The organism is Micromonospora sp. NPDC007271, from assembly GCF_040634005.1.
Lineage (GTDB): Bacteria > Actinomycetota > Actinomycetes > Mycobacteriales > Micromonosporaceae > Micromonospora.
Window position 1 is genome coordinate 1 of the sequence record NZ_JBEYER010000014.1, and the last position, 21,992, is coordinate 21,992.

General features: G+C 71.6%; 19 protein-coding genes. 9 read left to right on the forward strand and 10 right to left on the reverse strand.

The genetic code is table 11. The features are described from left to right. Positions 1 to 107: 107 nt before the first annotated feature. Positions 108 to 1,334 (reverse strand): S1 family peptidase, encoded by a 1,227-nt coding sequence (locus ABZ570_RS07565; protein ID WP_358058373.1) that lies wholly within the window; start codon positions 1,332 to 1,334, stop codon positions 108 to 110. Between the two features lie 179 nt (positions 1,335 to 1,513). On the opposite strand from ABZ570_RS07565, the gene ABZ570_RS07570 reads away from it, so the two are divergent. Together ABZ570_RS07570 and ABZ570_RS07575 are read left to right on the forward strand one after the other, a co-directional pair. Then, positions 1,514 to 2,026: a hypothetical protein gene (locus ABZ570_RS07570; protein ID WP_358058376.1), complete on the forward strand. Its 513-nt coding sequence runs from the start codon at positions 1,514 to 1,516 to the stop codon at positions 2,024 to 2,026. A 707-nt stretch (positions 2,027 to 2,733) separates the two neighbouring features. Next, complete coding sequence (locus tag ABZ570_RS07575) at positions 2,734 to 3,303, forward strand: hemerythrin domain-containing protein (protein WP_358058379.1); 570 nt, start codon at positions 2,734 to 2,736, stop codon at positions 3,301 to 3,303. Between the two features lie 159 nt (positions 3,304 to 3,462). On the opposite strand, the gene ABZ570_RS07580 is transcribed toward ABZ570_RS07575, so the two are convergent. Genes ABZ570_RS07580 through ABZ570_RS07600 form a run of 5 tightly spaced genes read right to left on the reverse strand, consistent with a single transcriptional unit; the run spans position 3,463 to position 9,186 of the window. Then, positions 3,463 to 4,416 carry an aldo/keto reductase gene (locus tag ABZ570_RS07580; RefSeq protein WP_358058382.1) on the reverse strand — a complete coding sequence of 318 codons (954 nt, stop codon included), beginning with the start codon at positions 4,414 to 4,416 and terminating at the stop codon, positions 3,463 to 3,465. After that, positions 4,403 to 6,037: a radical SAM protein gene (locus tag ABZ570_RS07585; RefSeq protein ID WP_358058385.1), complete on the reverse strand. Its 1,635-nt coding sequence runs from the start codon at positions 6,035 to 6,037 to the stop codon at positions 4,403 to 4,405. Before ABZ570_RS07585 ends, ABZ570_RS07580 begins: the two co-directional genes overlap by 14 nt. A gap of 19 nt (positions 6,038 to 6,056) precedes the next feature. Beyond that, on the reverse strand, positions 6,057 to 8,261 hold the full coding sequence (locus ABZ570_RS07590) for a radical SAM protein (protein WP_358058388.1): 2,205 nt from the start codon (positions 8,259 to 8,261) through the stop codon (positions 6,057 to 6,059). 43 nt (positions 8,262 to 8,304) lie between these two features. Continuing rightward, positions 8,305 to 8,967 carry a hypothetical protein gene (locus ABZ570_RS07595; RefSeq protein ID WP_358058391.1) on the reverse strand — a complete coding sequence of 221 codons (663 nt, stop codon included), beginning with the start codon at positions 8,965 to 8,967 and terminating at the stop codon, positions 8,305 to 8,307. 45 nt (positions 8,968 to 9,012) lie between these two features. Beyond that, positions 9,013 to 9,186 (reverse strand): hypothetical protein, encoded by a 174-nt coding sequence (locus tag ABZ570_RS07600; protein WP_358058394.1) that lies wholly within the window; start codon positions 9,184 to 9,186, stop codon positions 9,013 to 9,015. A gap of 328 nt (positions 9,187 to 9,514) precedes the next feature. On the opposite strand from ABZ570_RS07600, the gene ABZ570_RS07605 reads away from it, so the two are divergent. Genes ABZ570_RS07605 through ABZ570_RS07615 form a run of 3 tightly spaced genes read left to right on the forward strand, consistent with a single transcriptional unit; the run spans position 9,515 to position 11,876 of the window. Beyond that, positions 9,515 to 10,315 (forward strand): phytanoyl-CoA dioxygenase family protein, encoded by an 801-nt coding sequence (locus ABZ570_RS07605; RefSeq protein ID WP_358058398.1) that lies wholly within the window; start codon positions 9,515 to 9,517, stop codon positions 10,313 to 10,315. Further along, complete coding sequence (locus tag ABZ570_RS07610) at positions 10,312 to 10,986, forward strand: hypothetical protein (RefSeq protein WP_358058401.1); 675 nt, start codon at positions 10,312 to 10,314, stop codon at positions 10,984 to 10,986. Before ABZ570_RS07605 ends, ABZ570_RS07610 begins: the two co-directional genes overlap by 4 nt. After that, the gene (locus ABZ570_RS07615; protein WP_358058404.1) at positions 10,983 to 11,876 is read left to right on the forward strand and encodes a class I SAM-dependent methyltransferase; all 894 of its coding nucleotides are present in this window, start codon (positions 10,983 to 10,985) and stop codon (positions 11,874 to 11,876) included. Before ABZ570_RS07610 ends, ABZ570_RS07615 begins: the two co-directional genes overlap by 4 nt. Positions 11,877 to 11,879: 3 nt before the next feature. On the opposite strand, the gene ABZ570_RS07620 is transcribed toward ABZ570_RS07615, so the two are convergent. The 4 genes from ABZ570_RS07620 to ABZ570_RS07635 all read right to left on the reverse strand — a co-directional run bounded on the left by ABZ570_RS07620 (position 11,880) and on the right by ABZ570_RS07635 (position 16,510). Then, complete coding sequence (locus ABZ570_RS07620; protein ID WP_358058407.1) at positions 11,880 to 13,034, reverse strand: GNAT family N-acetyltransferase; 1,155 nt, start codon at positions 13,032 to 13,034, stop codon at positions 11,880 to 11,882. Beyond that, entirely contained in the window at positions 13,031 to 14,254 is a 1,224-nt protein-coding gene (locus tag ABZ570_RS07625) for an MFS transporter (protein ID WP_358058410.1), read from the reverse strand. Before ABZ570_RS07625 ends, ABZ570_RS07620 begins: the two co-directional genes overlap by 4 nt. Beyond that, positions 14,245 to 14,418, reverse strand: a complete 174-nt coding sequence (locus ABZ570_RS07630; RefSeq protein WP_358058413.1) for a hypothetical protein — start codon at positions 14,416 to 14,418, stop codon at positions 14,245 to 14,247. The genes ABZ570_RS07625 and ABZ570_RS07630 overlap by 10 nt, the downstream gene beginning before the upstream one ends. A gap of 220 nt (positions 14,419 to 14,638) precedes the next feature. Beyond that, positions 14,639 to 16,510: an AfsR/SARP family transcriptional regulator gene (locus tag ABZ570_RS07635; protein WP_358058416.1), complete on the reverse strand. Its 1,872-nt coding sequence runs from the start codon at positions 16,508 to 16,510 to the stop codon at positions 14,639 to 14,641. Between the two features lie 383 nt (positions 16,511 to 16,893). Between ABZ570_RS07635 and ABZ570_RS07640 the strand changes: the two genes are divergently transcribed. The 4 genes from ABZ570_RS07640 to ABZ570_RS07655 are packed head-to-tail and all read left to right on the forward strand — an operon-like array spanning position 16,894 to position 21,981. After that, complete coding sequence (locus ABZ570_RS07640) at positions 16,894 to 17,730, forward strand: hypothetical protein (RefSeq protein WP_358058419.1); 837 nt, start codon at positions 16,894 to 16,896, stop codon at positions 17,728 to 17,730. After that, a complete protein-coding gene (locus ABZ570_RS07645) occupies positions 17,721 to 19,082 on the forward strand; it encodes a phenylacetate--CoA ligase family protein (RefSeq protein ID WP_358058422.1) in 1,362 nt (453 codons plus the stop codon). Before ABZ570_RS07640 ends, ABZ570_RS07645 begins: the two co-directional genes overlap by 10 nt. Continuing rightward, complete coding sequence (locus ABZ570_RS07650) at positions 19,079 to 20,281, forward strand: cysteine desulfurase (protein ID WP_358058425.1); 1,203 nt, start codon at positions 19,079 to 19,081, stop codon at positions 20,279 to 20,281. Before ABZ570_RS07645 ends, ABZ570_RS07650 begins: the two co-directional genes overlap by 4 nt. Continuing rightward, positions 20,278 to 21,981 carry a non-ribosomal peptide synthetase gene (locus ABZ570_RS07655; protein ID WP_358058428.1) on the forward strand — a complete coding sequence of 568 codons (1,704 nt, stop codon included), beginning with the start codon at positions 20,278 to 20,280 and terminating at the stop codon, positions 21,979 to 21,981. Before ABZ570_RS07650 ends, ABZ570_RS07655 begins: the two co-directional genes overlap by 4 nt. The last annotated feature ends 11 nt before the right edge of the window (positions 21,982 to 21,992 follow it).

Genomic DNA, 21,992 nt, shown 5'->3' on the forward strand with positions numbered 1-21,992 from the left:
GCGCTGGGCCGCGTGGACGTGCTCTGCTTCGACAAGACCGGCACCCTCACGGAGGCGTCGGACCGCCGACGCCGCCCCGCACCACCTGGTGCCTCAGCTACCGCAGATCAGGCGAGGTCGTACGTCAGGCCGGGCCAGAACCTCGGCAGCGCGCTGAACCAGGCCTTTCGCGGCGTCTTGTTGCACCCCGCCGTGCTTCGGCTGTGCAGGCCGAACGCGAACCGTTGACCCGACGACGGGAGCCAGTAGACGCCGCCTCCGCTGTCACCGGGGCACGGGTCGTACCCCTCGTACCGGACCAGGCCACGCACGGCCGCGTCGCTGGTGTTGGTGACCACGCCGCACGGGTTGCCCGACGTGGCGGGCGCCGCGTAGCGGGCCGAGACGCAGACGACGTCGCCGACCCAGATGAAGGACATGGTGCGCGCCCAGCCCCTCACCGGGACCCAGGCCGAGCCGGAAATCGCGATCCGGCCGAGCTTGTCCTCCGCATACCTGGCGTTCGTGACCTGGATGGCCGAGGCGTCGACGGGACCGGAATCGATCGAGTTGACCGGGCTCAGCGGGCCGATCGGCGTGCCGGCGGTGGACCAGTTGCTCACCGCGCCGCTGCCGCAGTGGCCGGCGGTCAGGGCCCAGCGGATGCCGCTGCTGCGGGCCGTGAACCCGAGCGAGCAGCCGCCGCCCGGGCGGCTGATCACCAGCCCGCCGCGCAGGCTGTCGTTGCAGTTGGCGCGCGTAGTACAGACGTCGTCCTCGATCTCCTCCGTGGCCGCCGGCACGATGGTGACCCAGTCCGGTACGGCGTCCTTCGGTAGGCTGGCCGCCTCCTCCCCGGTCAGGGCGACCGTCACCGAGTTGCTGCTCACCTCGACGCCGACCCGGCCCCGGGCCAGTTTGCCGAGCTCGTCGGTGCCTTCGCGTACCGAGTCGGCCAACCGCTCCAGCTCGTCGTAGTTGTACTTGACCACCCGGGCCTCGACAGCGAGGCCGAGTGACTTACCGGCTTCCACGGCCCGGTCGGCGGCATCCCTGGTGGTCAGCGCCACGTAGGTGATGCCGGGCATCGGGTCGAAGTAGCCACCGCCGTACGTCTGGGGGCTCTCCGCCAGCCGCTCGTGCAGTTGTTTGCGGGTCTCCTGCTGGGTGGCCGCGACCATGGCGGCGTTGTCGGAGATCTTCGGGTACACGGTCTTGTAGGCGAGGATCGCCGCCTCGGTCCCTTCCCGGCCCTCGTCGGCCGCAACGGTTTCGGCCGCGTTGGCCGGCGCGGCCACCATCGCGGCGGCCACCACCGCGACGGCGACACCCGCCAGCAGTCGCATGCTTCTCATGTGCTCCCCTTCTCTGGAAGGCTGACTACTCGTAGAGGAGCGGGGCGCCGCCGGAAAAATACATCGAGGACTGGCACGTCTGGCGGCGAGCGGGATGCGTCTTCAGTGCTGCCACGGATGACCGTCAGGCCATGGGCAGGGGAGCATGATCAGGCACTCTGCTTCCACGAGGAGAACCCATGCGCCGTGTGCTTGCCCCGCTAGCGGGCCTGATCCTGTTCGCCCTGACCGCGTGCGGGGGTACGGGACCCGAGGCGACCAACGACGGCTCGCCGTCGGACGGCTCCTCGGCGGCCGGGGCCGGCGACACCGGTGGAGCCAACGAGACGGTGCCCGAATGCCCCTTCACCGCGACGCAGGTCTCGGAACTGGTCGGGCAGGCGATGCACGACGACGGGCCCTGCCTGTGGCGGGACAAGGAAGGGATCGCCTTCGTGACGATCACCATGGCGACCGCGAGCACTGGCGCCCTCACCTACGACGGCCAGCGCGAAACTGCCAAGGAGACCTTCACGCGGGTGACCGAGCTCCAAGACATCGACAAGGGCTACATCGCGGTGAAGGACATCAAGGCCGAGACTGTCGTGATCAGCAAGACCGGCAGCTACACCGTGAACCTGAACAATTTCGACTGGGACCAGGAGAAATACGAGCAGACGTCCCGCGCGATGCTCGACAAGATCCTCCACTGAGGCCCGCCGTCCGTAAACACTCCTGGTCAGTGCTCCCTGAGTTGGAGCCGACGTTGCATCAGGTGGCTGACGGGGGCGAAGGCAGCGAGCCGCAGCGGCAGGTCACGCAGAAACAGCCGGACCCTGTCGGCAGGCGCGACGGTCACCGAGCATGGCCCGTACGGTCGGGCCGGGCACCGAGAATCGGCGTCGCCCGTTGGGCTTGATCTACGTCATCTCGTCCGGAGTGATGTGCCGCCGTGCCAGCTCGGGCAGAATGCCCATCCGCTCGCGCCGGTCCGCGTCGGCTGAGAGTGTCATATTTTCAGGGATTTCTGAAAGCTTGGAGTGAACCGAGTTTCGCCCTGACAACGGCCCAGGGCCGGGATGCAGAAGAGCGTCGCGAGGGTCCTCGCGGCGTTGCTGTTGGTTCGACACCGACCATGACCGCCGGAGAGATCGGTGAACAGTGTCGGCAGCCGGCGTCTCGGCGAGATGCGTGACTTCTACCGGTACATGGCCACCGAGCTACCGGCACTCATCGACCGCTGGCGACAGCAGTACGACGAATCGCAATCTTCTTGACCCGCTCGTTTCCGGCCATCGTGCCCTCCACTCGGACATCCCGTGCGCCGCCGGTCGTGCCGCCAGCCGCGACCGGTTCGCATACGTGCCGTACCGCCGGGTACCCGACCAGCATCCCAACGTCGACACCCGGGAGGTCCACCGTGACGGCCACAGCCCAGAAACAGGACGTCATCGACCTGCTGCTCAACCAGCACACCGAGATCAAGTCGCTGTTCGCACAGGTCAAGGCGGCCAAGAACGGCGAGCAGAAGCAGCAGGCCTTCCAGCAGCTCGTCCGCCTCCTCGCCATACACGAGAGCGCCGAGGAGGAAGTCGTGCACCCGGCCGCTCGAGACGACGCCAGCGACGCCGTGGTCGACGCCCGCCTGCACGAGGAGAACGAGGCCAAGCACGTCCTGTCCGATCTGTACGATCTCGGCGTGGACGCGCCAGGGTTCGACGCCAAGTTCGCCGAGTTCGAGCAGGCGGTTGTGGCCCATGCCACCCACGAGGAGCAGGACGAGTTCCCGGCGCTGCGCCGAAACACCGACCCGAAAACCCTGCGCCGGATGGCTGGTGCCATCCGTGCCGCGGAAGCCATCGCGCCGACCCGCCCGCACCCGGCAGCCGGGGAGTCGCCGGTAGCGAACATGCTCGCCGGACCGCCCTTGGCGATCTTCGACAGGATGCGAGACGCGGTGCGCGACTGGCGGCAAGCCCACAAGGGCTGACCCAGCGCTGGACGCCTGGTCAGACTCATGCGGGCCGGCGCCGCGTGCGGGGGCCCCGCACGCGGGGCCGGCCCGGTCAGGTCCCGCCGTCAGCCACCACACCTTCTGCCCCTGCCGCCCGAACTGGCCGCCCAGATGGCCTTCCGCGACGCGGCCGGGTCAGCCGGCGGCCGGCCCGGCGACCGGATTCCCAAAAGCGGTGACGAAGTCGACGAACTCTGGGTCCGTCGCCAGCCACCACGCGCCGTCCAGGGTGTCGAGGTGGGCGACGCGGCGGGGACCCACGACGACCCGGTCCAGGGCCGGCGCGGCGAGGCACCACGCCAGTGCGACCTCCGCCGGTGGCCGGTCGACCGCGCACGCCGGCAGCCAGGAGCGCAGCCCGCGTACCCCCGCGTCGAACGCCCTGCGTACGGCGATGGGCATGCGGGAGCGCCAGTCGTCCGGACCGAACGTCGTGCCGGCGTGGTGGCGACCGCCGAGGAAGCCGTACGCCAGCGGCTGCATCCCCCACACCCGCCACCCGGCGGCCGCCGCGCTGCGCGCCGCCGGCCCGGCGACCATCCGGTTGAGCAGGTGGTACTCCAGTTGCACCACCGCGTCGGGCACCGGCGGCGGGCCGAGCTGGGCGATCAGGTCGAGTCGGTGGGTGGCCAGGCCGACGACCGGATGCCCGTCGGCGTACAGCTGCCCGATCAGCCGGAGCAGCGTCCCGTCCCGGAACGCCGCCGCCGGCGGGTCCTTGACCAGCACCGCCGCCGGCTCGAGAAGCGGCTGCCGGGCAAGCTCGGCCCGGATCGAGGCGAGGTCGATCTCCGATCGGGGGCCCGCCGGGCCGGGTGGGCGCCCCGGCTTGACGACCACGTGCCACCGGAGGACGCGACGCCGCTGCCAGTCCGCCACCCGTCGCATGCCGGCGCCCCCACCGTACGCCGGCGCTGTGTCGATCCACCGCACCCCTGCCGCGTACGCGGTGTCGAGCACGGCGTCCACCTCGGCAGCGGGAACGTCGGGGTAGCCGGCCGGGCCCGTGTCGGTGCCGACGGACCCGCTGATGCCCCAGGTGCCGAGGACGACCCGTGCCGCCCAGGGCGCCGGTTCAGGGGGCGACACCCTGGGCCGCCATCAGGTCCCGCTGGGTCCGGTACGCGACCCCGCCCTCCCGTTGTTGAAGGAAGAGCATCAGCAGCGACCGCCCGACGGACAGCTCGCGGCGTACGCTTGCCAACCGTTCCCGGGCCGCCTCCTGGACGTCTCGCGGGTCGGCGGGGCCGTCCAGCGCCTGGAGCGCCTCCTCGACGACCGTGACGAAGCCGTCGTTGACCCGTGCCTCGAACCCGTCGATGGTCGCCTGCACGTCGGGCCGGCGGCCGGGCACCGGCCGACGCCACTCGTAGGTGATGGCCGACTGGATCCCGGCGATCACGTTCATGAACTCCTGGAACCCGAGGGCCGCCTCCTCGGCGATGCTCTTGGCGACCGCCACCCGAGGGTCCTTGTACCGCATGGTCATCGAGGTGCCGTGGTCGTCCACCACGTTCTCCCGGCGCATCACCCGCAGCAGCGGGGTGCCGAAGTGCGGATCCACCGAACTGTTCACGGTGACCGGCTTGCACTCGCCGATGTCCCGCAGGAAGGCCATGTTGCGCCTGAGCTGGTCGATGGTGGAGTCGTAGTGGAACATCATGAAGCCGGGCTGGAAGGACAGGCCAAGGTCCTTCACCACCTGCACGGCCCTGCGGTTCTGCTCGGCGGAGTGCGCCTTGCCGTACAGCTTCAGGTCGCTGTCGACGCCCGACTCCAGCCCGATGAAGCAGTGCCGCAGGCCACCGGCGCGCAGCCGGGCCAGCAGTTCCGGTTCGGCGTTCTCGGCGCGGAAGGAGAGCGCCAGGGCGACCGGGGACCGGGCGGCGGCCAGCAGGTCGGCGAAGCGCAACGCCCGTTCGACGCCGGCCGGGTCGCCGCCGAAGAACTCGTCGTCGACGATGAGCAGCTCCAGCAGGCCGAAGCGCTCGTGCAGGTCCAGCACCTCGGCGGCCATGCTCGCCGGGTCCCGGCCCAGCCAGTCGCCGGACGCGAGGCCCTTGCCGCCGCGTTCCAGGCCGTAGAAGCGGGGGATGCTGCAGAAGTTGCAGCGGGCGTAACAGCCCCGGCTGGTCGACATGGCGGCGAGACCGTCCGCGTCGATGATGTCGGCGGTGAGGTCCCGGGCCGGGTGGGCGAGCAGTTCCAGGTCGTCGAGGCGCTTCACCCCGTTGCGCCGGATGGCGTCACCGTTCCGGGAGGTGACCCCGGGCGCGTCCTGCCAGGGCCGGCCGTCGGCGAGCGCGCGGACGATGTCCTGGATGGGCAACTCGCCCTCGCCGCAGATCACCGCGTCCACCGCGCGGGTCGCCCGTAGCACGCGTTCGGGGAAGAACGACACGGCGTGCCCGCCGACGAGCACGGGCCCGTCGAACCCGCCGGCGCGAAGGAGCTCCGCGATCGCCTCGACCTGAGGTGGCAGGTGGTTGAGCACCACGGTGAAGCCGACCACGTCGGGGGCGGTGGCGAGGATCCGTCGTGCGGTCTCCTCGACGGACCAGTCGGCGGCCATGCCATCCACCAGGAAGGCGTCGTGCCCGGCGTGGCGCACTGCCGCGCCCAGGTAGCCGAGCGCCAGGCACTCGACCGGCTTGGAGAACTTGTGCAGCACGTCGACGGGTGGCCGGACCAGCGTCACGGTGAGGGGCATGCGGTGGACCTCGCCTTCCTCAGAAGAGGAACTGGGTGGTGACGTCAAGGAGCCGTACCGGGATCCGCAGTGCCCGTTCCAGGTCACCCCAGTGCCGCCCGGCGATGTCCCGCCCTTCCTGGTTGAAGCCGGTGCCGGGCAGCAGGATGAGGTCGGGTCGGGTACCGAGGCGTTCGATGTCCAGCCGGATCGCTCGGTGCAGGTCACCGACCGTGGCCATGTCCAGGACCTGGATGTTCCCGCCCAGGTACTCGTTGGCGACGACCACGTAGTGGATCATCTCGGACCGTTCCGGGAGCCAGCGGGCCATGAAGCTGCGGGCCTGCACCTCCATCAGCCGTGAGGTGAGCAGCCACGGCCGTTGCGCGCCGGTCGTCTCGATCGCATGATCGATGACCCGGGCGTCGCCGAGGCTGAGCGAGGGCGCGACGACCAGCCCGTACGGCACGACGTACTTGCCGATCAGGTGGCCGGTGTAGGGGTACTGCGTGGGTGCGTCCGGGTCCAGGGTGAGTTCGATCCGGTGGTCGCCGCGCCGGACCACGACCGCCGCCGGGCGGCGCAGGGTCATCACAAGCGACTGGATCTGGGCCCGGGACGAGATGGTGAACATGCCGATCTTCTCCACCACGTCACCGGGCTGGAAGCCGGCGTGCGCGGCCGGCGACCCCGGCACGGCACCGGCGATGCGCGCCTCGTGCGGGTCGGCGAAGAGGGTGTTGGCCTCGAAGGCGCTCGGGATGATGACGATCGGGGTGCGGTAACGCTCGCGCAGGCCGGCGATGTCGCGCGCCGACTGCTCCCACCGCCGCTCCATGTCGGCCGGCAGGTTGTAGGGATGGGCCCGGGTGAAGCCGGGGAGGTTGACGCGCACCATCGCCGGCCGCAGCGGCTCGATCTTCGCCAGCGCCTCCTCCAGCCGTTCGACCGGGAACTCCGGCGTGGCGACGAAGCTGAGCCCGAACGGGATCTCGAGCTCGGAGAGACGCTCGAGGCAGCTCAACGCGGTCTCGGTCTGGGTGCGGCGCTCGTTCATCACCTGCTGGCGCAGCGGCGCGTCGATGGTGTTGGTCGAGATGACCAACGTGACCGGGCGGACCTCGTCGAGCAGGTCGATGACCCGGGGCAGCAGGGGGCTGCCGTTGGTGATGAAGTAGAACTCCTTGTCGGTGGCGGCGCGCAGCGTCCGCAGCACCTGCGGCAGTTTGGGGTCGACGAGGAACTCGTTGATCTCCCACTGTGACTTGAAGAGGGTCTGACCGCCCGTCACGTCGAAGTAGCGCAGCCGGGTGTCGATCTCGTCCTGCGCGATGACCTTCTTGCCGCGCGCCACAGCGAGGTCGTCGGGGTTGCCGAAGAGGTAGCAGAACTGGCAGGCGACGTTGCAGACGCGGGCCAGGTACTCATAGATCTCGGACGGATGGCACTCGGAGTCGATCAGCCAGCCGGACAGGTGGCGAAGGGTGAAGCCGGTGATGCGGCCGTCCGGGGCGTCCCCCGCCATCGGCAGCCGGCGCGGATCTGGCTCGACGGTCAGCAGCGAGGCCAGCAGCGCCCAGTGCCGGGCCACCGCGACGATCGCCGGTTCGGTGGCGGCGACGGTGTGCAGCGGCTGGAGCTTGCCACCCGGCAGCTCCAGGCGACCCCCCAGGTCGGGGTGGGTCTCGGGCTCGACGGGCGGGAGCGGGACATGCCGCTGGCCGACCCGGAGGCCGTCGACGAGCAGCGGCTCGTTGCCGTCCACCAGCTCGACGGCGTCCAGCAGGACGCCGAGCGTCGCGGCGTAGAGCTCCGCGGGGCCGGCGGTGAGGTCGACCGGACCGGGCTCCGGGGGCACCGGGTAGCTGAAGGTGAAGTCGTCGGAGGGTGGTGGGGCGGGCAGGGCCCATTCCCCGACCTCCCCCGTCGAGGTGCGCCAGCGCGCCGTCCAACGGGCTTCCCCGGCCACCCGAGGTACGGTGATCCGGACCAGCGCCGCGAGCTGCCCGTCGATCGGCGCCGACAGGTCTCCGGCCGGCTCGACCGGGTCCACCGGGCGGTCACCGGAGTGGGATCTGACGCGTACGCCGGTCGGCCGCACCTCCCGGTCGCCCACGGTGAGCACGGCGTGGTCGAGGATCCTCCCGAGCACCTCCACCGCGTACCGGCGGAAGGCGTCGCGGGAACGGTGCCGGGCGCTGCCCGGCACCGCCATGGACGGGGCGGTGTCGACGCTTGATGTCACTGATCTCCCTCGGAGCCGGGTCGGCGACAGGGGCCGACGGCGGTCAGAGCCAGCACTGGGCGAACTCGGGAACCTGGCCGGACACCGCGGCCGGCGGCAGCGCGTCCAGGGCGCCGAGCGCTACGTCGCGGGCGACCAGGAGCTCCTTCGCGGTCGTGGCCAGCGGCCGACGGTTGGGCACGCAGCGGGCCGGGCTGCGGATCTGGAGAGACATCGTGTCGGGCTCCGGCGCCAGCACACAGTGGAACTCGTCCCAGGGGAGCACGTAGACGTGGCCGGCATCGTCCCGGGTCCGGTGACGGAGCGCGAGCTTCGGCCGCGCCACGTCCCCGCTGTTGCTGAACAGCAGGTGGTGGTAGCTCCCCCCGATCACCCGGGTGGCGAAGTCGAAGTGGTGGTAGTGCGGTGTGATACGGCCCTCGCGCTGGTGGGCGAGGAAGCTCGCCTTGTCGAAGTGGTTGAGCACGAGCCGGAACCGGCCCGGCTCGTCGTGCAGCAGCAGGGTCTTGGGTTCGACGCCCTCGACGAAGATCCGCCTCGTGCCGTCCACGAGCGAGTCGTCGGTGACTGAGGCGAGGTGGTCGCGTACCACGGACGCCCAGTCGACCTCCGCGGACAGGATGTCCACGCAGGTCGCTCGGAAGTCCGCCTCCGTCGTCGTCTGCAGGCGCCGGATCGCGTCGGACAGCAGGCCGCCCTGCGGCATGTGACCACCTCTCCCCATCAGGTCAGGCCCAGTGCGAGCACCCGGTCATACGACGTTGACCGAGGCCATCGACTCGACCAGCGACTTGTTCAGCGCCTCGGCCCGGGCGACCAGGTCGTCCTCGGTCCAACCGCGCTCCGCCATGAGAGCCTTGGCCTTCTCGCCGTCGTTGAGCGCCTCGAGCAGGACTTCGGCGTCCACATCGAGATCGGTCTTCATACCAACTCCTCTGCGGTGGCTGGAAACGCCGCGGTCGCAGCGTCGACGCGACGCTAGCAAAGCGCTCTCCCGCACGACAAGACAATCACGGTCGACATAGGGTCGGAAACGACGACAGAGCAGGGAAATACATTTTGCATGCCTGTTTCAATGGTTGATCATAGAGAAAATTTAGGCCAGCCATAGAACAGCCGATCACTGCTCCACCAGCACCCCGGAATCGACGGGAGTACCGCGTCAACTGCTTGATCGACCCGAATCACGGTGTTAGCTTCGAGCGCGTCCGAACGACTCCTTGACGACGCAGCGGCGCTGCCGTGGGGGTGGCATGGAAATCAACACAGTACGTGCGGGTCGGGTTTCCCTGGACGACCTTACCGTCCACGGCCCGGACGTCGACGCCACGGTGTCCAATCTGGAGCGCCACGGGGTGGCGGTGCTTCCGGGCTGGCTGAGCCCCGACCGGGTCGCGGCCGTCGCCGCCGAGTTCGACAGCGCCTTCGCCACGGTCGACGCCGAACCGGAGGAGCTCACCGACACCGGCAAGGACCTGTCCCGCGCGTACGGCCGCACGAGCACCGGCGAGCACCTCAAGTACGGCCTGGCCGAGCTGGCGGAGAGCCAGCCGGCGACGTACGAGACCTTCCGCCATCCCTTCATGCGTGCCGTCGCCGACGGCTACCTGGGCGTCCCGAACACGGTGAACCGGCACGTGGTCCTCACCAACGACTACCGTCCGGGCGACGAGGTCATCGGCTACCACTTCGACGAGATCCGGTCCCTGAAGTTCCTCGTCTATCTGGATGACGTCGACGAGACCAACGGTGCTTTCGAGATCATTCCGGGCACGCAGCACCAGGGCGCCCAGGTCCGGACGAGCGAATGGCTGCGGACGGGCGACTACAACTCGATCCGGATCCGGGTCTTCGACTCCTTCACCGACGATCTGTTCTACACCCTGTTCGGCCACTTCAAGCCGTTCCTGGCATTGCGCGGCGTCCCGGTGCACGCACCGGCGGGCACGATGATCGCCTTCACCACGGACACGATCCACCGGGCCGGGCAGCTGCAGCCGGGGCGCTCGCGACGGGTCGCCCGGGCCCACAGCTACAGCGGGCTGTGGCCGTGAGCCTCATCGTCGACCGCCATGTGCGGAGCGCCCCGGACGCGCGCAGGACGTTCCTGGACAACGACTGGCAGCTGGTCGTCATCGACGACTTCCTGCACCCCGACCGGGCCGCGGAGATCGCCGCCGACGCCGCCCGCCGCACCGACTACTTCGTCGAGTACGGCCTCATGCCGAACGACGAGGAGGGCTGGGCGGAGACCCGCGGCCGGCACGTGGACCACCGGGAGTACGAGGCCGCTCCCCGGGCGCAGCGCTACTACCGGTTCAGCACGACCCGCACCTGGTCCTACCGGGACGGGCAGCGGCGGCTGGACGAGACGTGCCCGTTCACGGTGGACGAGATGAAGGCCCTGCTCGACTTCGTCCGGTCGGCCACCGGATACTCCCTCGGCAAGATCCGCTGCATGATTCGCCGGTTCGACCGGGGCGACTTCATCGGCGCCCACCACCAGAACCGGCTTGAGCGGGTGCTGACCGCCCACCTGCCGCTGACGTCCGGCGACGACGGCCTCGTGCTGGAGCTCTACGGCCACGACGGGCGCACCCTCCCGGTGCCGCTGACCTTCAACTCCTTCTCCTTCTTCGACCTACGCGCCCGGTGGCGCGAGGCGGTGCCCGAACGGACCAGCGACACGCCTGTGCACATGATTCACTTCTGGTGCTACGCATGACCACGACGATCTGGGAACCGGTCCCGGTCGCTGCGCCCCGGTCGGACGCGCTGCTCTGGGTCAACGACCTGCGGCACCTGGCACCCGACTACCTCCGCCGCTGGTTCCACCCGACCGCCCAGGGCCTCGACGTCCGCACCCTCGCCCGGGCACTCCGCGGGGCCGCGCCGGACGTCGCCGCGCACGTGCTGGACTCGATCGACCCCGGCCTCGCCGCCGAGGTGCGCGCGTACGGCGACGAGCCGGTGAGCCGCACGGAGATCTTCCAGGCGCAGCTCGCGGTGACCACCGTGTACTTCTGGGAGATGGCCTATCATGGCCACCCCGAGGTGTACGAGCAGTTCTCCGCGCTCCAGCAGCCGCCGCTCGACGACATGTTCCCACCCGAGCAGTTCCGCGGACTCGACGTCGCCGATGTGGGCACCGGGAGCGGCCGGCTGCTGGTCCACCTCGCGGGTCACGCCGCGCGGCTGATCGGGATCGACCCCTGCCGGCCGCTGCTGGCCCTGGCGGGGGCGACGGTGCCGGACGCCGAGCTGCTCGAGGGTGGCTTCGACCGGCTGCCGCTGCCGGACGCCTCGGTCGACGTCGTGGTGTCCCACGGCGCCTACCAAATTTCCGAGGAGCGCGGCGGCGAGCGCGGGCTGGCGGAGGTACGTCGGGTGCTGCGCCCCGGCGGTCGCGGCCTGCTCGCCGTCCCGAACCCCGCGACGTCGGCCCACCTGCGTGGGCTGGGCGTACGGGAGATCCCGGTCAACGGCGGGATCCGCTGGTCGCCGGCACCACCGGACGCGCCCGCGCTGCTGCACCACCTGCTACGGCTCGGGCAGGTCGACTACGACGAGGCCCTGGGCGGCACCCCGGTCTGCCTGTTCGAGATCCGCCCCTGAGGGTCAGCGGTCGCCAGTGCCCATCGCGGTGAACACCGCCCGGTTGTGGCGGTCGATCAGCTCAGCCAGCTGAGCGACCCGCTCCCGCAGCGGCTCCGGTACGAGGAGGTAGCTGCTGCGGGGCGACAGGGCGCAGCCCCGGACCACCTTGGCGTGGTAGGTGAGCGGACCGTAGACGATAGTGTGCACTCCGGCCTGGAGGGCGTACTCGATGAGCGCGTAGTACGACATGGCGAAGTAGCCGAAGTGCTCCTGCGCGGACGCCGAGAAGCCGGTCATCTTGAGGTGCAGCTCGCCAGCGTACTCGTAGGCCAGGGCGAACGCCTCCAGCTCGCCGTCGCGCTCGGCGACCAGGATCCGGCACCAGGGGGCCAGGTGCCGCTCGATCCGGTCCATCAGGCCCTGCAACCGCTCGGCGGTCACCTGGTGGTAGCCGTAGCTCTGCAGTTGCGCCGCGTGCAGCTCGGCCATCTCCCGGCTGCGCCGGCCGATGTCGTCGAGTCGGACCGTGAAACCCGCCTCGGCGAATTCGCGGCGCTCGCGGCGGATCTTATTCCGGCGGCGCTTGGGCAGGCCGGCGAGGTATTCGTCGAAGTCCTTCGCCGTGAGGTCGAGCTGGGCCTGGGCCAGGAAGGCGGCACCCACGAAGCCTCGCCGCCGCAGCTCCCCGGTGAGCGGGCTGCCGTCGGGCACGTGCAGCACGGAGACGGCCTCGCACCCCCAGTCGGAGGCGGCTTTTTGCAGCCCGTCGAGCAGCAGCCGGACGTTCTCCGGCCGGAGGTCGCCGACCAGCCCGGGCAGGTATCCCCCGGGCAGCGTGGAGACCGCGACGGGGTAGCAGCTCGCCAGGTCGTCGGCGAGCGTGGCGCGGAGGTCGCCGATCCGCGCGACCAGACCCGCCTCACCGCCCGGCTCCAGCTCAGAGCTGAGCAGGAGCGCCACCGGGTCGTTGGTCGGGAACGTGCCGGCGGCGATCGGATTGGCGACAAGCCCCGCACCCTGGCCGTTCTCGCCGGAGAGGAGGTAACGCGTCTCCCCGTCCCGCCCCTCGTCGTCGGTGGCCAGCCACTCCGGCAGGGTGAGGACCGAGTCGTGCGTGATCGTCCTCGCCCAGTCGTCCGCCAGGTCGGCGATGCGTCGACCGGTCCTGACCGTCATGCCTTTTCCTCCACCGTGACGAGCGGACCGACCGTTTCGGGGGCCGCCGCAGGCGCCGCGGGACGCAGCATGAGCTGGACCACCGACGCGATCAGGGTCAACACGAAGCACCCCACCCACAGGACGGTGCTGTTCCAGGCGTAGATCGTCGTGCCGGCCAGCGGGGCGACGGCCGCCGACGACGCGATGGCCGCGCCGTACACGCCGAGGTAGCGACCGCGGGCGTGGGCCGGCGCCAGGGCGACCACGAACGCCGACCCGACGGCGACCAGCACGATCTCGCCGAGACTCCACAGCAGCACCGTGCCGGCCAGGCTGAGCAGGTCTCCGGCGATGGCGACGAGGCCGTAGCCGGCGCCGATCAGCAGGTACGCGCCGACCAGGGCGCCGCTCGGGCGGAGCCGGCCGAGGTGGTTCGCGAGCAGGGGCTGGAGCACCGCGACGGCGATCCCGTTGACCGCGAGCATCACGCCGAAATCCCGGGGGGTCAGGCCGGTCGCGGTCACCGCCAGCGGCAGGGTCACGTAGTTCTGGAAGTAGATGCCGAACACGACGGCCGTGATCGACACGAACGCCAGCAGCCGGCCGTTGCGCCACCAGTCGACGGCCGAGGACGCGTCGGCGCTCGGCGCCGCCGCCACCTCCGGCCCGGCGGGCAGCAGACGCCAGATCAGCACCGCGAACGCGGCGGTGGCGACCGCGTCGAACCGGAACAGCCAGGCGAATCCGATCTCACTCAGCACCCCGCCACCCACCATGGCGACGGACATGCCCAGGTTGATCGCCCAGTGCAGCAGGCTGTAGGCCCGGGTCCGGTCCTCCTCCGGGACGGCGTCCGCCACCAGCGCGTTCAGCGCGGGGCGGTGCAGGTCGGCAACGAGGCCGAGGGCGCCGACGAGCGCCACGACCAGCCAGAGGTTTCGTACCTCGGGCAGTATCAGCACGATGACCGCGGTCAGGCTGAGCCCGGCGAGCATGGTGTTGCGCCGGCCCCAGCGGTCGGCCAACCATCCACCGATCAGGTTGGACAGGGCCAGCCCGCCGCCCTGCACGGCGAGCACGACACCGGCGGTGGTGGCGGCCAGCCCCCGCTCGCCGGTGAGGAAGAGCATGAGGAACGGCGCGACGAACGTGGCGGCCCGGTTGACGAAGGTGCCGACCCAGAGCAGCCAGAAGTGGCGGGGAAGTCGTCGGGATGCGGGGGTTGTCGTCACTGCCACGGACGTGACTCCAGCGCCTCCGTTATTCGGTGCGAGAATACGCGTACTCGGGCCAGTAGATCGTCCTCGGTCAGCTCGTAGGTCTCCATGAGCTCAGCGAATACTTCGGTGTCGCGCATCGCGGCGAAGATTTCGTTGATCGTCGGAGTGCCCACCTCGGACATGACGCCTCCGCTCAATTCAGCTTTCCGAGAGATTGGGTGCCAACGTCGATAGCCGACCCGGCCAATTCGCCGCCAACGATAGCGGAGCGGCCCAGACGACGCCACCCCGTCGATCAGTGTCGCGGCTCGATTCCGCAGCGGGCAACGTCGTGGCGGGTCGGCGCAATTCGTCGCCGGGGCGCACGGCCCGGCGCGCGACAATGCGACCAGCGGCCGGGCGTCACGCCGCCCTGATTTCGGCGTTGGCCGAGCGGCCCGCTTTCGGCTCCTCCGCGGACGCCCGCAGTCGCACGCATTCCCAGACCAGGCGGTGGAAACGATAGGTCGTGCCGCGGTCGGCCGGTACGGCGTCCAGGAGCCGGGCGTCGACCAGAGACTCCATCAGCTCCTCGGCCGCCGCCACCGGGAGGTTCAGCGCCTCCGCCCCGTGCCGGGGCTCCAGTGTCGACCTGTTGAGCAGGCTCAGTCTGCGCAGCATGCGGCGGGCCGGCTCGTCGAGGGTCTCGTAGCCGGACATGATCGTCCGCTCGACGTCGAGGTGGTCCCCGCGCAGCCGGCGCAACCAGTCCGGCCCGGTCATGCACCACTGGACGAAACGGGCCAGGGTGTAGTGCGGGCGGGCCGCGATCCGCGCCGCGACGGCACGGACGGCGAGCGGGAGGCAGCCGGCGATCTTGACGATGCTCCGAGTCGCCTCCGGCTCCGCGCCGCAGCGCTCCACACCGATCAGGCGACCCAGCAGCTCCGCCGCCTCGGCGTGGGTCAGCGTCCCCAGATCGAGGGGGAGCAGGCCGTCCAGGGAGGCCATCCGGGCCCGCCCGGTCACGACCACCAGGCTCTCCGGCTGGCCGGGCAGCAGGGGGCGGACCTGACGCTCGGTGGCGTCGTCGAGAAAGACCAGGACCCGGCGACCGGCGAGCAGGGTGCGGTAGAGGCGACCGCGCTCCTCGGGCGGCGGCATCAGCCGCGCGGACACGCCGAGGGAGTTCAGGAAGGCCACCAGCACGTCGGCCGGATCGGCCGGGTCGCTCCCGCTGCCGCGCAGATCCGCGTAGAGCTGGCCGTCGGGGAACCGGTCGCGCTCCAGGTGGGCCGCGCGCAGGGCCAGCGCCGTCTTGCCGACGCCCGCCATGCCGGTCACCAGCAGGCCGGCGGGCCGATGGGACGCCGATCCCCCGCCGGTCTCGCGCAGCTGCGCGCGGGCCCGGTCCAGCTCGGCCGCGTGGCCGACGAAATGGTACGGCGCGGCGGGCAGCTCGGCCGGAGGGCCGGCCAGGGGGCGGGCGAGCAGGGCCGCCCGGACCATCGGGGCCGGCCGCCCGAGCAGGGCCGTGGTCCGCTCGGCCGGCGCGCCGTCGCCGGTGCCGGACTGCCCGGACATGAGCAGCTCGTACGCGTCGGTGAGCAGCGGCCCCGGGTCGGCGCCGGACGCCTCGGCCAGCCGGCGCCCCTCCTGGAACACGCTGTGCGCCTCGGCCTGTCGCCCGCTGTGGGACAGGGAGCGCATCAGCTGCGCGCGCAGCCGCTCCCGCTGCGGGTGCTCGCCGAGCAGCCAGGTCAGCTCCGGCGCCAGCTCGGCGTGGCGCCCGAGGGCGAGATCCGCCTCGACGCGCTCCTCCAGCACGCTCAGCCGCTCCTCCTCGAGCCGGGCCCGGGCGGCGTCGATCAGGTGGTCGGTCACGCCGAAGAGGGCCGGGCCACGCCACAGCGCGAGCGCGGCGCGCAGGTCGTGGGCGGCGCGTTCGATCGACCCGCCGCGTAACTGGTCCCGCCCCTGTTCGGCCAGGGCCCGGAACGCGAGGAGATCGAGCCGTTCGGGATCGACGTGGATCACGTACCCCGGCACCTGGCGCACGATCTGGCAGGCGTCGCCGCAGGCCCGGCGCAGCCCGGAGATGTAGGTGGGCAGTTGCGCGTAGGCGGTCGACGGCGGTTCGTCACCCCAGAGCATGCGGCGCAGCCAGGAGTCGGAGGCGACCGAACCGTGGGTCAGCAGCAGCGACGCCAGCACGGTCCGCGCCTTGACCCCGCCGATCCCCACCGGCCGGTTGTCCCGGCGCAGCTCCACTGGCCCGAGGAGCCGAAAGTCCATGCGGTCCTCCCCCGTTCCCGACCTCCGGTGACCAGCCGGACCCGGTCGCACCTGGTATCCCGGCGATCACTCACCGAGCACCACGGTGGACACGATACGCGCCCACGCCGATCCGCGGGGGCCGTGCGAACCGTTGGCGGGATCCCCTTTGCCGGGCGCTCGACCGACCACCGGACCTAGGCCATTTTTACGTTTTCCCTATGAGGCCACTATGACTCAGAGCCGGGCTTTCCATGTTGGACATCCGTTCGGCCGGCACCCTGCCGGCCTCCCTTGACAGGTCATCGAGATCGAATAGCTTGAGTCGGGAGTGACCCATGGTCACCCGTCGACTACCGGCGCGCCCCGGTCGGCGCCCTGTGCACAGCCGGAAGGAGTGACCGATGAGTTCCTCGGCGGCGGTCGTCACCGGTCGGTCCGGCGGCGACGGGGCGTTCCGGGTGCACGACAGCGCCGAGCGGGGCCTCGGCCCGGTCGAGGACGTCCTGCGGGGTCGACGGCTCGGCGCCGTGCTCCGGGGGTACGCCGCCCAGGACGAGGTGGCGGAGATCCTCGCCCGGTTCCGGGCGTCACCCGCGGTACGCCGGCGCGACACCGAGGCCCCCAGCGAATACCTGGGCGCCTACCACTACCACAAGCCGCCGGCCCGCTACCTCGCCGAGTCCGCGGAGGTGGCCGGTGAGGTCGCCCGCGTGCTGGAGTTCGAGGGCAGCCCCTGGCGGCGGTTCTGGTCACACCTCGACGAGCACCTCGCCGACGCCGGGGTGACGCTGCGGCCCGCGACCCTCGACGGGGCCGACAGCTGTCGCGGTCTCGTCCGGACCTGGGTGTCCGACGGCGAGTTCGCGCTCGTCCCCCATGAGGACGCGGCGCAGTGCCGGGACCCGCGCCAGGACGGATTCGAGATCGGCGCCGCGGCGGACGGCATCTGCGCGGTGAACCTCTGCCTGGCCAACGGGGGCGGCGGCGGGCTGTTGATCTGGAACGTGGTCCCCGACGACGCCACCCGGGCACGGTTCGGCACCACGGTGGACGGCGGCCCGTACCCGCCGGCGGCCCTCCAGGCCCACCGAAGGCTGCGCCTCGACGTCCGCCCCGGTGACCTCTACATCTTCAACAGCGGCCACATCCACGCGGTCGAACGGCACGAGGAGTTCCGTGCCACCGCGGCGAGCCTGCTCGGCTTCGTCGACGAGAAGACGGTCGTGCGATGGACCTAGGACCGGCCGGCACCACCGCGACCCGGCCCGGGCAGGACGGACCGGCCACGACCACGCCGGCGCGTGTCCGCACGAACCGGCTCGACCTGGCCCTGGCGGAGGCACGGTACGCGTACCGGCACGCCTCCGCCTACCGTGGCCTGCTCGACCGGGCCGGCGTGGACGTCGACGGGCTCGCCGACCTCGCCGACTTCCGGTCGCTGCCCCTCACTGACAAGCAGTTCTACCGGGCGAACTACCCCGCCGGGGTGGTCGCGCTGGCCGGCCCGCTCTCCGCCGAGCAGCACGTACTGATCAGCCACAGCTCGGGCACCGGGGGGCAGCGCCTCACCACCGCGGCGCACACGTACGACCTGGCGCGCCGGATGGCGGACACCACTTCGGTCCACCTGGAGCTGAAGCGACGCCTGCTCCGCGCCCGGTCCCAGCGGATCGCTCGGTACGCGGCCCCGAACTGCTCCGACGTCGAGTGCGCGAGTCCGCTGACCACCATGGAGAGCCGCACCCTGCGCGACGGCACGCTGGTGCTGCCGGTGGGGCACGACCTGCTCGCCACCCGGCCGTCGATGGTCGAGCAGGCGATCGAGGAGGTCGGGATCCACCGGCCGGACTGGTTCTACACCGACGCCACCCACCTGGCCTTCCTGCTCCGCCAGTACCGGGCCCGCGCCCTGCCGCCACCGGCGGTCAGCGCGGTGATCCTGACGTACACCCTGGCCACCCACGTGGCCCGGCGGCAGGTCGTGGCCGCCCTCGCGCCGGCGATCCCGGTCGCCGAGGTGGTGTCGATGTCGGAGCTGGGCTGGGTGGCGATGGAGTGCCCACGGGGCGTCCTGCACCTCAACACCGCCACCTTCTTCATGGAACTGCTGGATGCCACCGCCGCCGAGGTGCCGGAGGGCGGTGTGGGCGAGCTGGTCGCCACCTCGCTGCGCGACCGGCTGCTCCCCCACGTCCGCTACCGCACCGGCGACCTCTACCGGCGGCTGCCACCGTGCCCGTGCGGCAGCCCGTTCCCCGCGGTCCGGCACGAGGGCCGCGCCGTGCACCACCTGGCGTTGCCCGACGGCCGCGGCCTGTCGCCCAAGGAGTTCGACGACCTCGTCGGAGCGGATCCGGGGGTGGTCCTCTACCGGATGCAGCAGCGCTCCCCACGGCGGTTCCGGTTCAGCTACGTCCCCGCCGAGGGGACGGACGGCACCGCCACCGGGGCCGCGTTGCGCGAGCGGATCGTCGCGGCGCTCGGGCCGGACGCTCAGGTCGAGGTCGAGCAGGTGGAGTACATCGCCACCGACCGCACCGGCAAGTTCCTGTCCTGCCTCGGCGCGGGCATCGGAGGCGGCCCGCGATGACGCTGCCCGACCTCGAGCACGTACGCGCGGACTTCCCGGCGCTGCGGGACCCGGACGCCGGGCCGATCGTGTACCTGGACAGCGCCGCCAGCACCCTGCGGCCGGAGCAGGTGATCGACGCGGTCGCCGACTACTACCGGGGCAACGGCGCCAACATCCACCGGGGCAAGCACTACCTGTCCGAGCTCGCCTCCGACCGGTACGAGAACGCCCGGCTGAGCGTGGCCGAGTTCCTCGGCGCCCGCGCCGCCGAGGTGGTCTTCGTCCGGAACACCACCGAGGCGCTGAACCTCGTCGCCGGCGGGCTGGGGCTCACCCCCGCCGACTCCGTGGTCACCACGCTCGACGCCCACCACTCCAACCTGCTGCCCTGGCGGGCGCACGCGTCGGTGCGGACCGTGCCCGTCCTGCCCTCCGGCGAGGTCGACCTGGACGCGTACGAACGCGAGCTGCGCCGGGAGCCGCGGGTGGTGGCGCTCACCGCCTGTTCCAACGTCACCGGGGTCCGTCCCCCGGTCGAGCGCATGGTGAAGCAGGCCCGGGACGCCGGGGCGCTCGTGGTGGTCGACGCCGCCCAGTACGTACCGCACCGCGGCAACGCCTTCCGCGACCTGGGGGCCGACTTCATCGCGTTCTCGGCCCACAAGATGTGCGGTCCCGCTGGCGTCGGGGTGCTCTGCGGCCGGCTGGAGGCGCTCGAGCAGCTCCGGCCGACGGCGATCGGCGGCGGCACCGTCGACTGGGTGTCGCTGGACGAGACCCGGATCCGCCGGGTGCCGCACCGGTTCGAGTACGGCACGCCCGACATCGCCGGCGTCATCGGGCTCGGCGCCACCGTGGACTACCTGGAGGGGGTCGGCCTCGGTGAACTCGCCGCGCACGACTCCGCGCTCGCCAGGATGCTGCTCGACGCGTGCGCCGCGTCCCCCCGGCTCACCGTGATCGGGGGCGACGCGTCGCTGGACCGTTCGGCCATCGTCTCGGTGGCCATCGAGGGCGTGGCGCGCCTGGAGCACGTCGCCCGGGCGCTCAGCGACTCGTACGGAGTGATGTGCCGCTCCGGGCACCTCTGCGCGCAGCCACTGGTCGACCACCTGGCCGGCGGTCCCGTGCTGCGCCTGTCGGCCTACCTCTACAACACCCCGACGGAGATCGAGACGGCGCTGGACGCTCTCGAGGAGATCGTGAGGGCGCTGTGATCCCAGGACCGGACAACGTCGTCAGCGACTTCTTCCGATGGGCGCGGGCCGCGCCGGACGCCGCCGCGCTCACCGACGACGGGGGCACGCTCAGCTACGGCGAGCTCGCCCGCGCGGCCGGCGCGGTGTCCCGGTACGTCGCCGGACGGGTCGCACCGGGGCAACCGGTCAGTGTGGAGCTGGCCCGCGGCCGGCAGTGCCTCGTCGCGGTCCTCGGGCTGCTGCACGCCGGCCGGCCCGTGGTGCTGGCCGATCCGGCGATGCGGCCGCACCTCGGCGCGATGGGCCAGGTGGCGAGCCTGACCGGGGATGACGTGACCGCGTCCGCCCGGCACGGCGGCGATCCCGCCGGCCCGCCGGCCGCGCTGCACCCCGAGCAGCTGACCTACGTCTGTCACACCTCCGGCTCGACCGGGGCACCGAAGTGGGTCGGGGTGCCGCATCGGGCGATCCTGCACCGGCTGCGCTGGGGCCAGCGGACGTACCCGCTCGACGCCGACGACCGGGTGCTCTGGCAGGCCGACCCGACGTTCGACTTCGCCTGGTGGGAGATGCTCGCCCCACTCGCGTACGGCGGCCGGGTCGTGATCGCGGACCAGTTCGGCCAGCGCGACCCGCGCAGCGTCGCCGACCTGATCACCAGGACCGGGGTGACCGCCGCGCACTTCGTGCCGTCGGTGCTGCGGGCGTTCCTGCGGCTGGCCCCGGCCGACGCCCTCGCCGGGCTGCGGTACCTGTTCATCGGTGGCGAGCAGTTCGACGGCGACCTGCTCGACCGGCTGCGGCCGCGCACGCCGGCCCGGATCTTCAATCAGTACGGGCCGGCCGAGACGTGCGTCGACTCGACCTGCTTCGAGGTGGACGGCGCCGAGGTCGGGTCGGTCGTGCCGATCGGCTCGGCGGCGCCGGGCACCGGGCTGCGGTTCTTTCCCGCCGCCGGCCGAGCCGGCGACGATCCGGACGTGTGGGAGCTGGGCATCACCGGAGCCGGGCTGGCCCACGGCTACCTCGGTGACCCGCGCGCGACCGCGGACCGGTTCCGGCCCGACCCCGAGGGCGCTCCCGGTGGCCGGGTCTACCGCACCGGCGACCTGGTCCGCCGGCTGCCCGGCGGGTCGCTGGCCTTCGTCGGCCGCACCGACGACCAGGTCAAGGTCAACGGGGTCCGAGTCGAACCGGAGGCCGTCCGGACCGTGGTCCAGGCCGCGTGCCCCGAGGCCGAGGTGGCCGTCGCGGCGGTCGACGACGGCGACGGGCCACGTCTGGTGGCCTTCGTGGCCGGCGCCGTGCCCGACGGGGAGGATTCGACCGTCGAGCTCGTCGCCCACCGGCTGCCCCGGCCCATGGTGCCGCGGGTGCTGCGGGTGCCGGCCATTCCCCGCCTCGCGTCCGGCAAGCCGGACCTGTCGGCGCTGCTCGGGGCGTACCGGGCCGGGCCGGCCGACCCTTCCGCGAACGACGACCCGGGGTTCACGCCCACCGAGGCGCAGCTGGCGAAGATCTGGCTGGACCTGCTCCAGGTGCCGGCGGTGCTGCCGCAGGATGACTTCTTCGAACTCGGTGGCCACTCCCTGATGGCCACCGAGCTGGCCGCGGCGATCGAGGACGTGTTCGCCGTCGAGGTGCCGCTGCGGAAGATCTTCGACTGCGAGTCCCTCAGCGAGCTGGCGCTGCTCATCGACGAGACACCGGCGGGCTGACCATGGCCGAG

What these genes read in the sequence shown, in the direction of transcription:
- ABZ570_RS07565 (WP_358058373.1), bottom strand. Translation starts at nt 1,334, where the DNA reads ATGAGAAGCATGCGACTGCTGGCGGGTGTCGCCGTCGCGGTGGTGGCC.
- ABZ570_RS07570 (WP_358058376.1), top strand. Translation starts at nt 1,514, where the DNA reads ATGCGCCGTGTGCTTGCCCCGCTAGCGGGCCTGATCCTGTTCGCCCTG.
- ABZ570_RS07585 (WP_358058385.1), bottom strand. Translation starts at nt 6,037, where the DNA reads ATGCCCCTCACCGTGACGCTGGTCCGGCCACCCGTCGACGTGCTGCAC.
- ABZ570_RS07595 (WP_358058391.1), bottom strand. Translation starts at nt 8,967, where the DNA reads ATGCCGCAGGGCGGCCTGCTGTCCGACGCGATCCGGCGCCTGCAGACG.
- ABZ570_RS07600 (WP_358058394.1), bottom strand. Translation starts at nt 9,186, where the DNA reads ATGAAGACCGATCTCGATGTGGACGCCGAAGTCCTGCTCGAGGCGCTC.
- ABZ570_RS07605 (WP_358058398.1), top strand. Translation starts at nt 9,515, where the DNA reads ATGGAAATCAACACAGTACGTGCGGGTCGGGTTTCCCTGGACGACCTT.
- ABZ570_RS07615 (WP_358058404.1), top strand. Translation starts at nt 10,983, where the DNA reads ATGACCACGACGATCTGGGAACCGGTCCCGGTCGCTGCGCCCCGGTCG.
- ABZ570_RS07620 (WP_358058407.1), bottom strand. Translation starts at nt 13,034, where the DNA reads ATGACGGTCAGGACCGGTCGACGCATCGCCGACCTGGCGGACGACTGG.
- ABZ570_RS07630 (WP_358058413.1), bottom strand. Translation starts at nt 14,418, where the DNA reads ATGTCCGAGGTGGGCACTCCGACGATCAACGAAATCTTCGCCGCGATG.
- ABZ570_RS07635 (WP_358058416.1), bottom strand. Translation starts at nt 16,510, where the DNA reads ATGGACTTTCGGCTCCTCGGGCCAGTGGAGCTGCGCCGGGACAACCGG.
- ABZ570_RS07640 (WP_358058419.1), top strand. Translation starts at nt 16,894, where the DNA reads ATGAGTTCCTCGGCGGCGGTCGTCACCGGTCGGTCCGGCGGCGACGGG.
- ABZ570_RS07645 (WP_358058422.1), top strand. Translation starts at nt 17,721, where the DNA reads ATGGACCTAGGACCGGCCGGCACCACCGCGACCCGGCCCGGGCAGGAC.
- ABZ570_RS07650 (WP_358058425.1), top strand. Translation starts at nt 19,079, where the DNA reads ATGACGCTGCCCGACCTCGAGCACGTACGCGCGGACTTCCCGGCGCTG.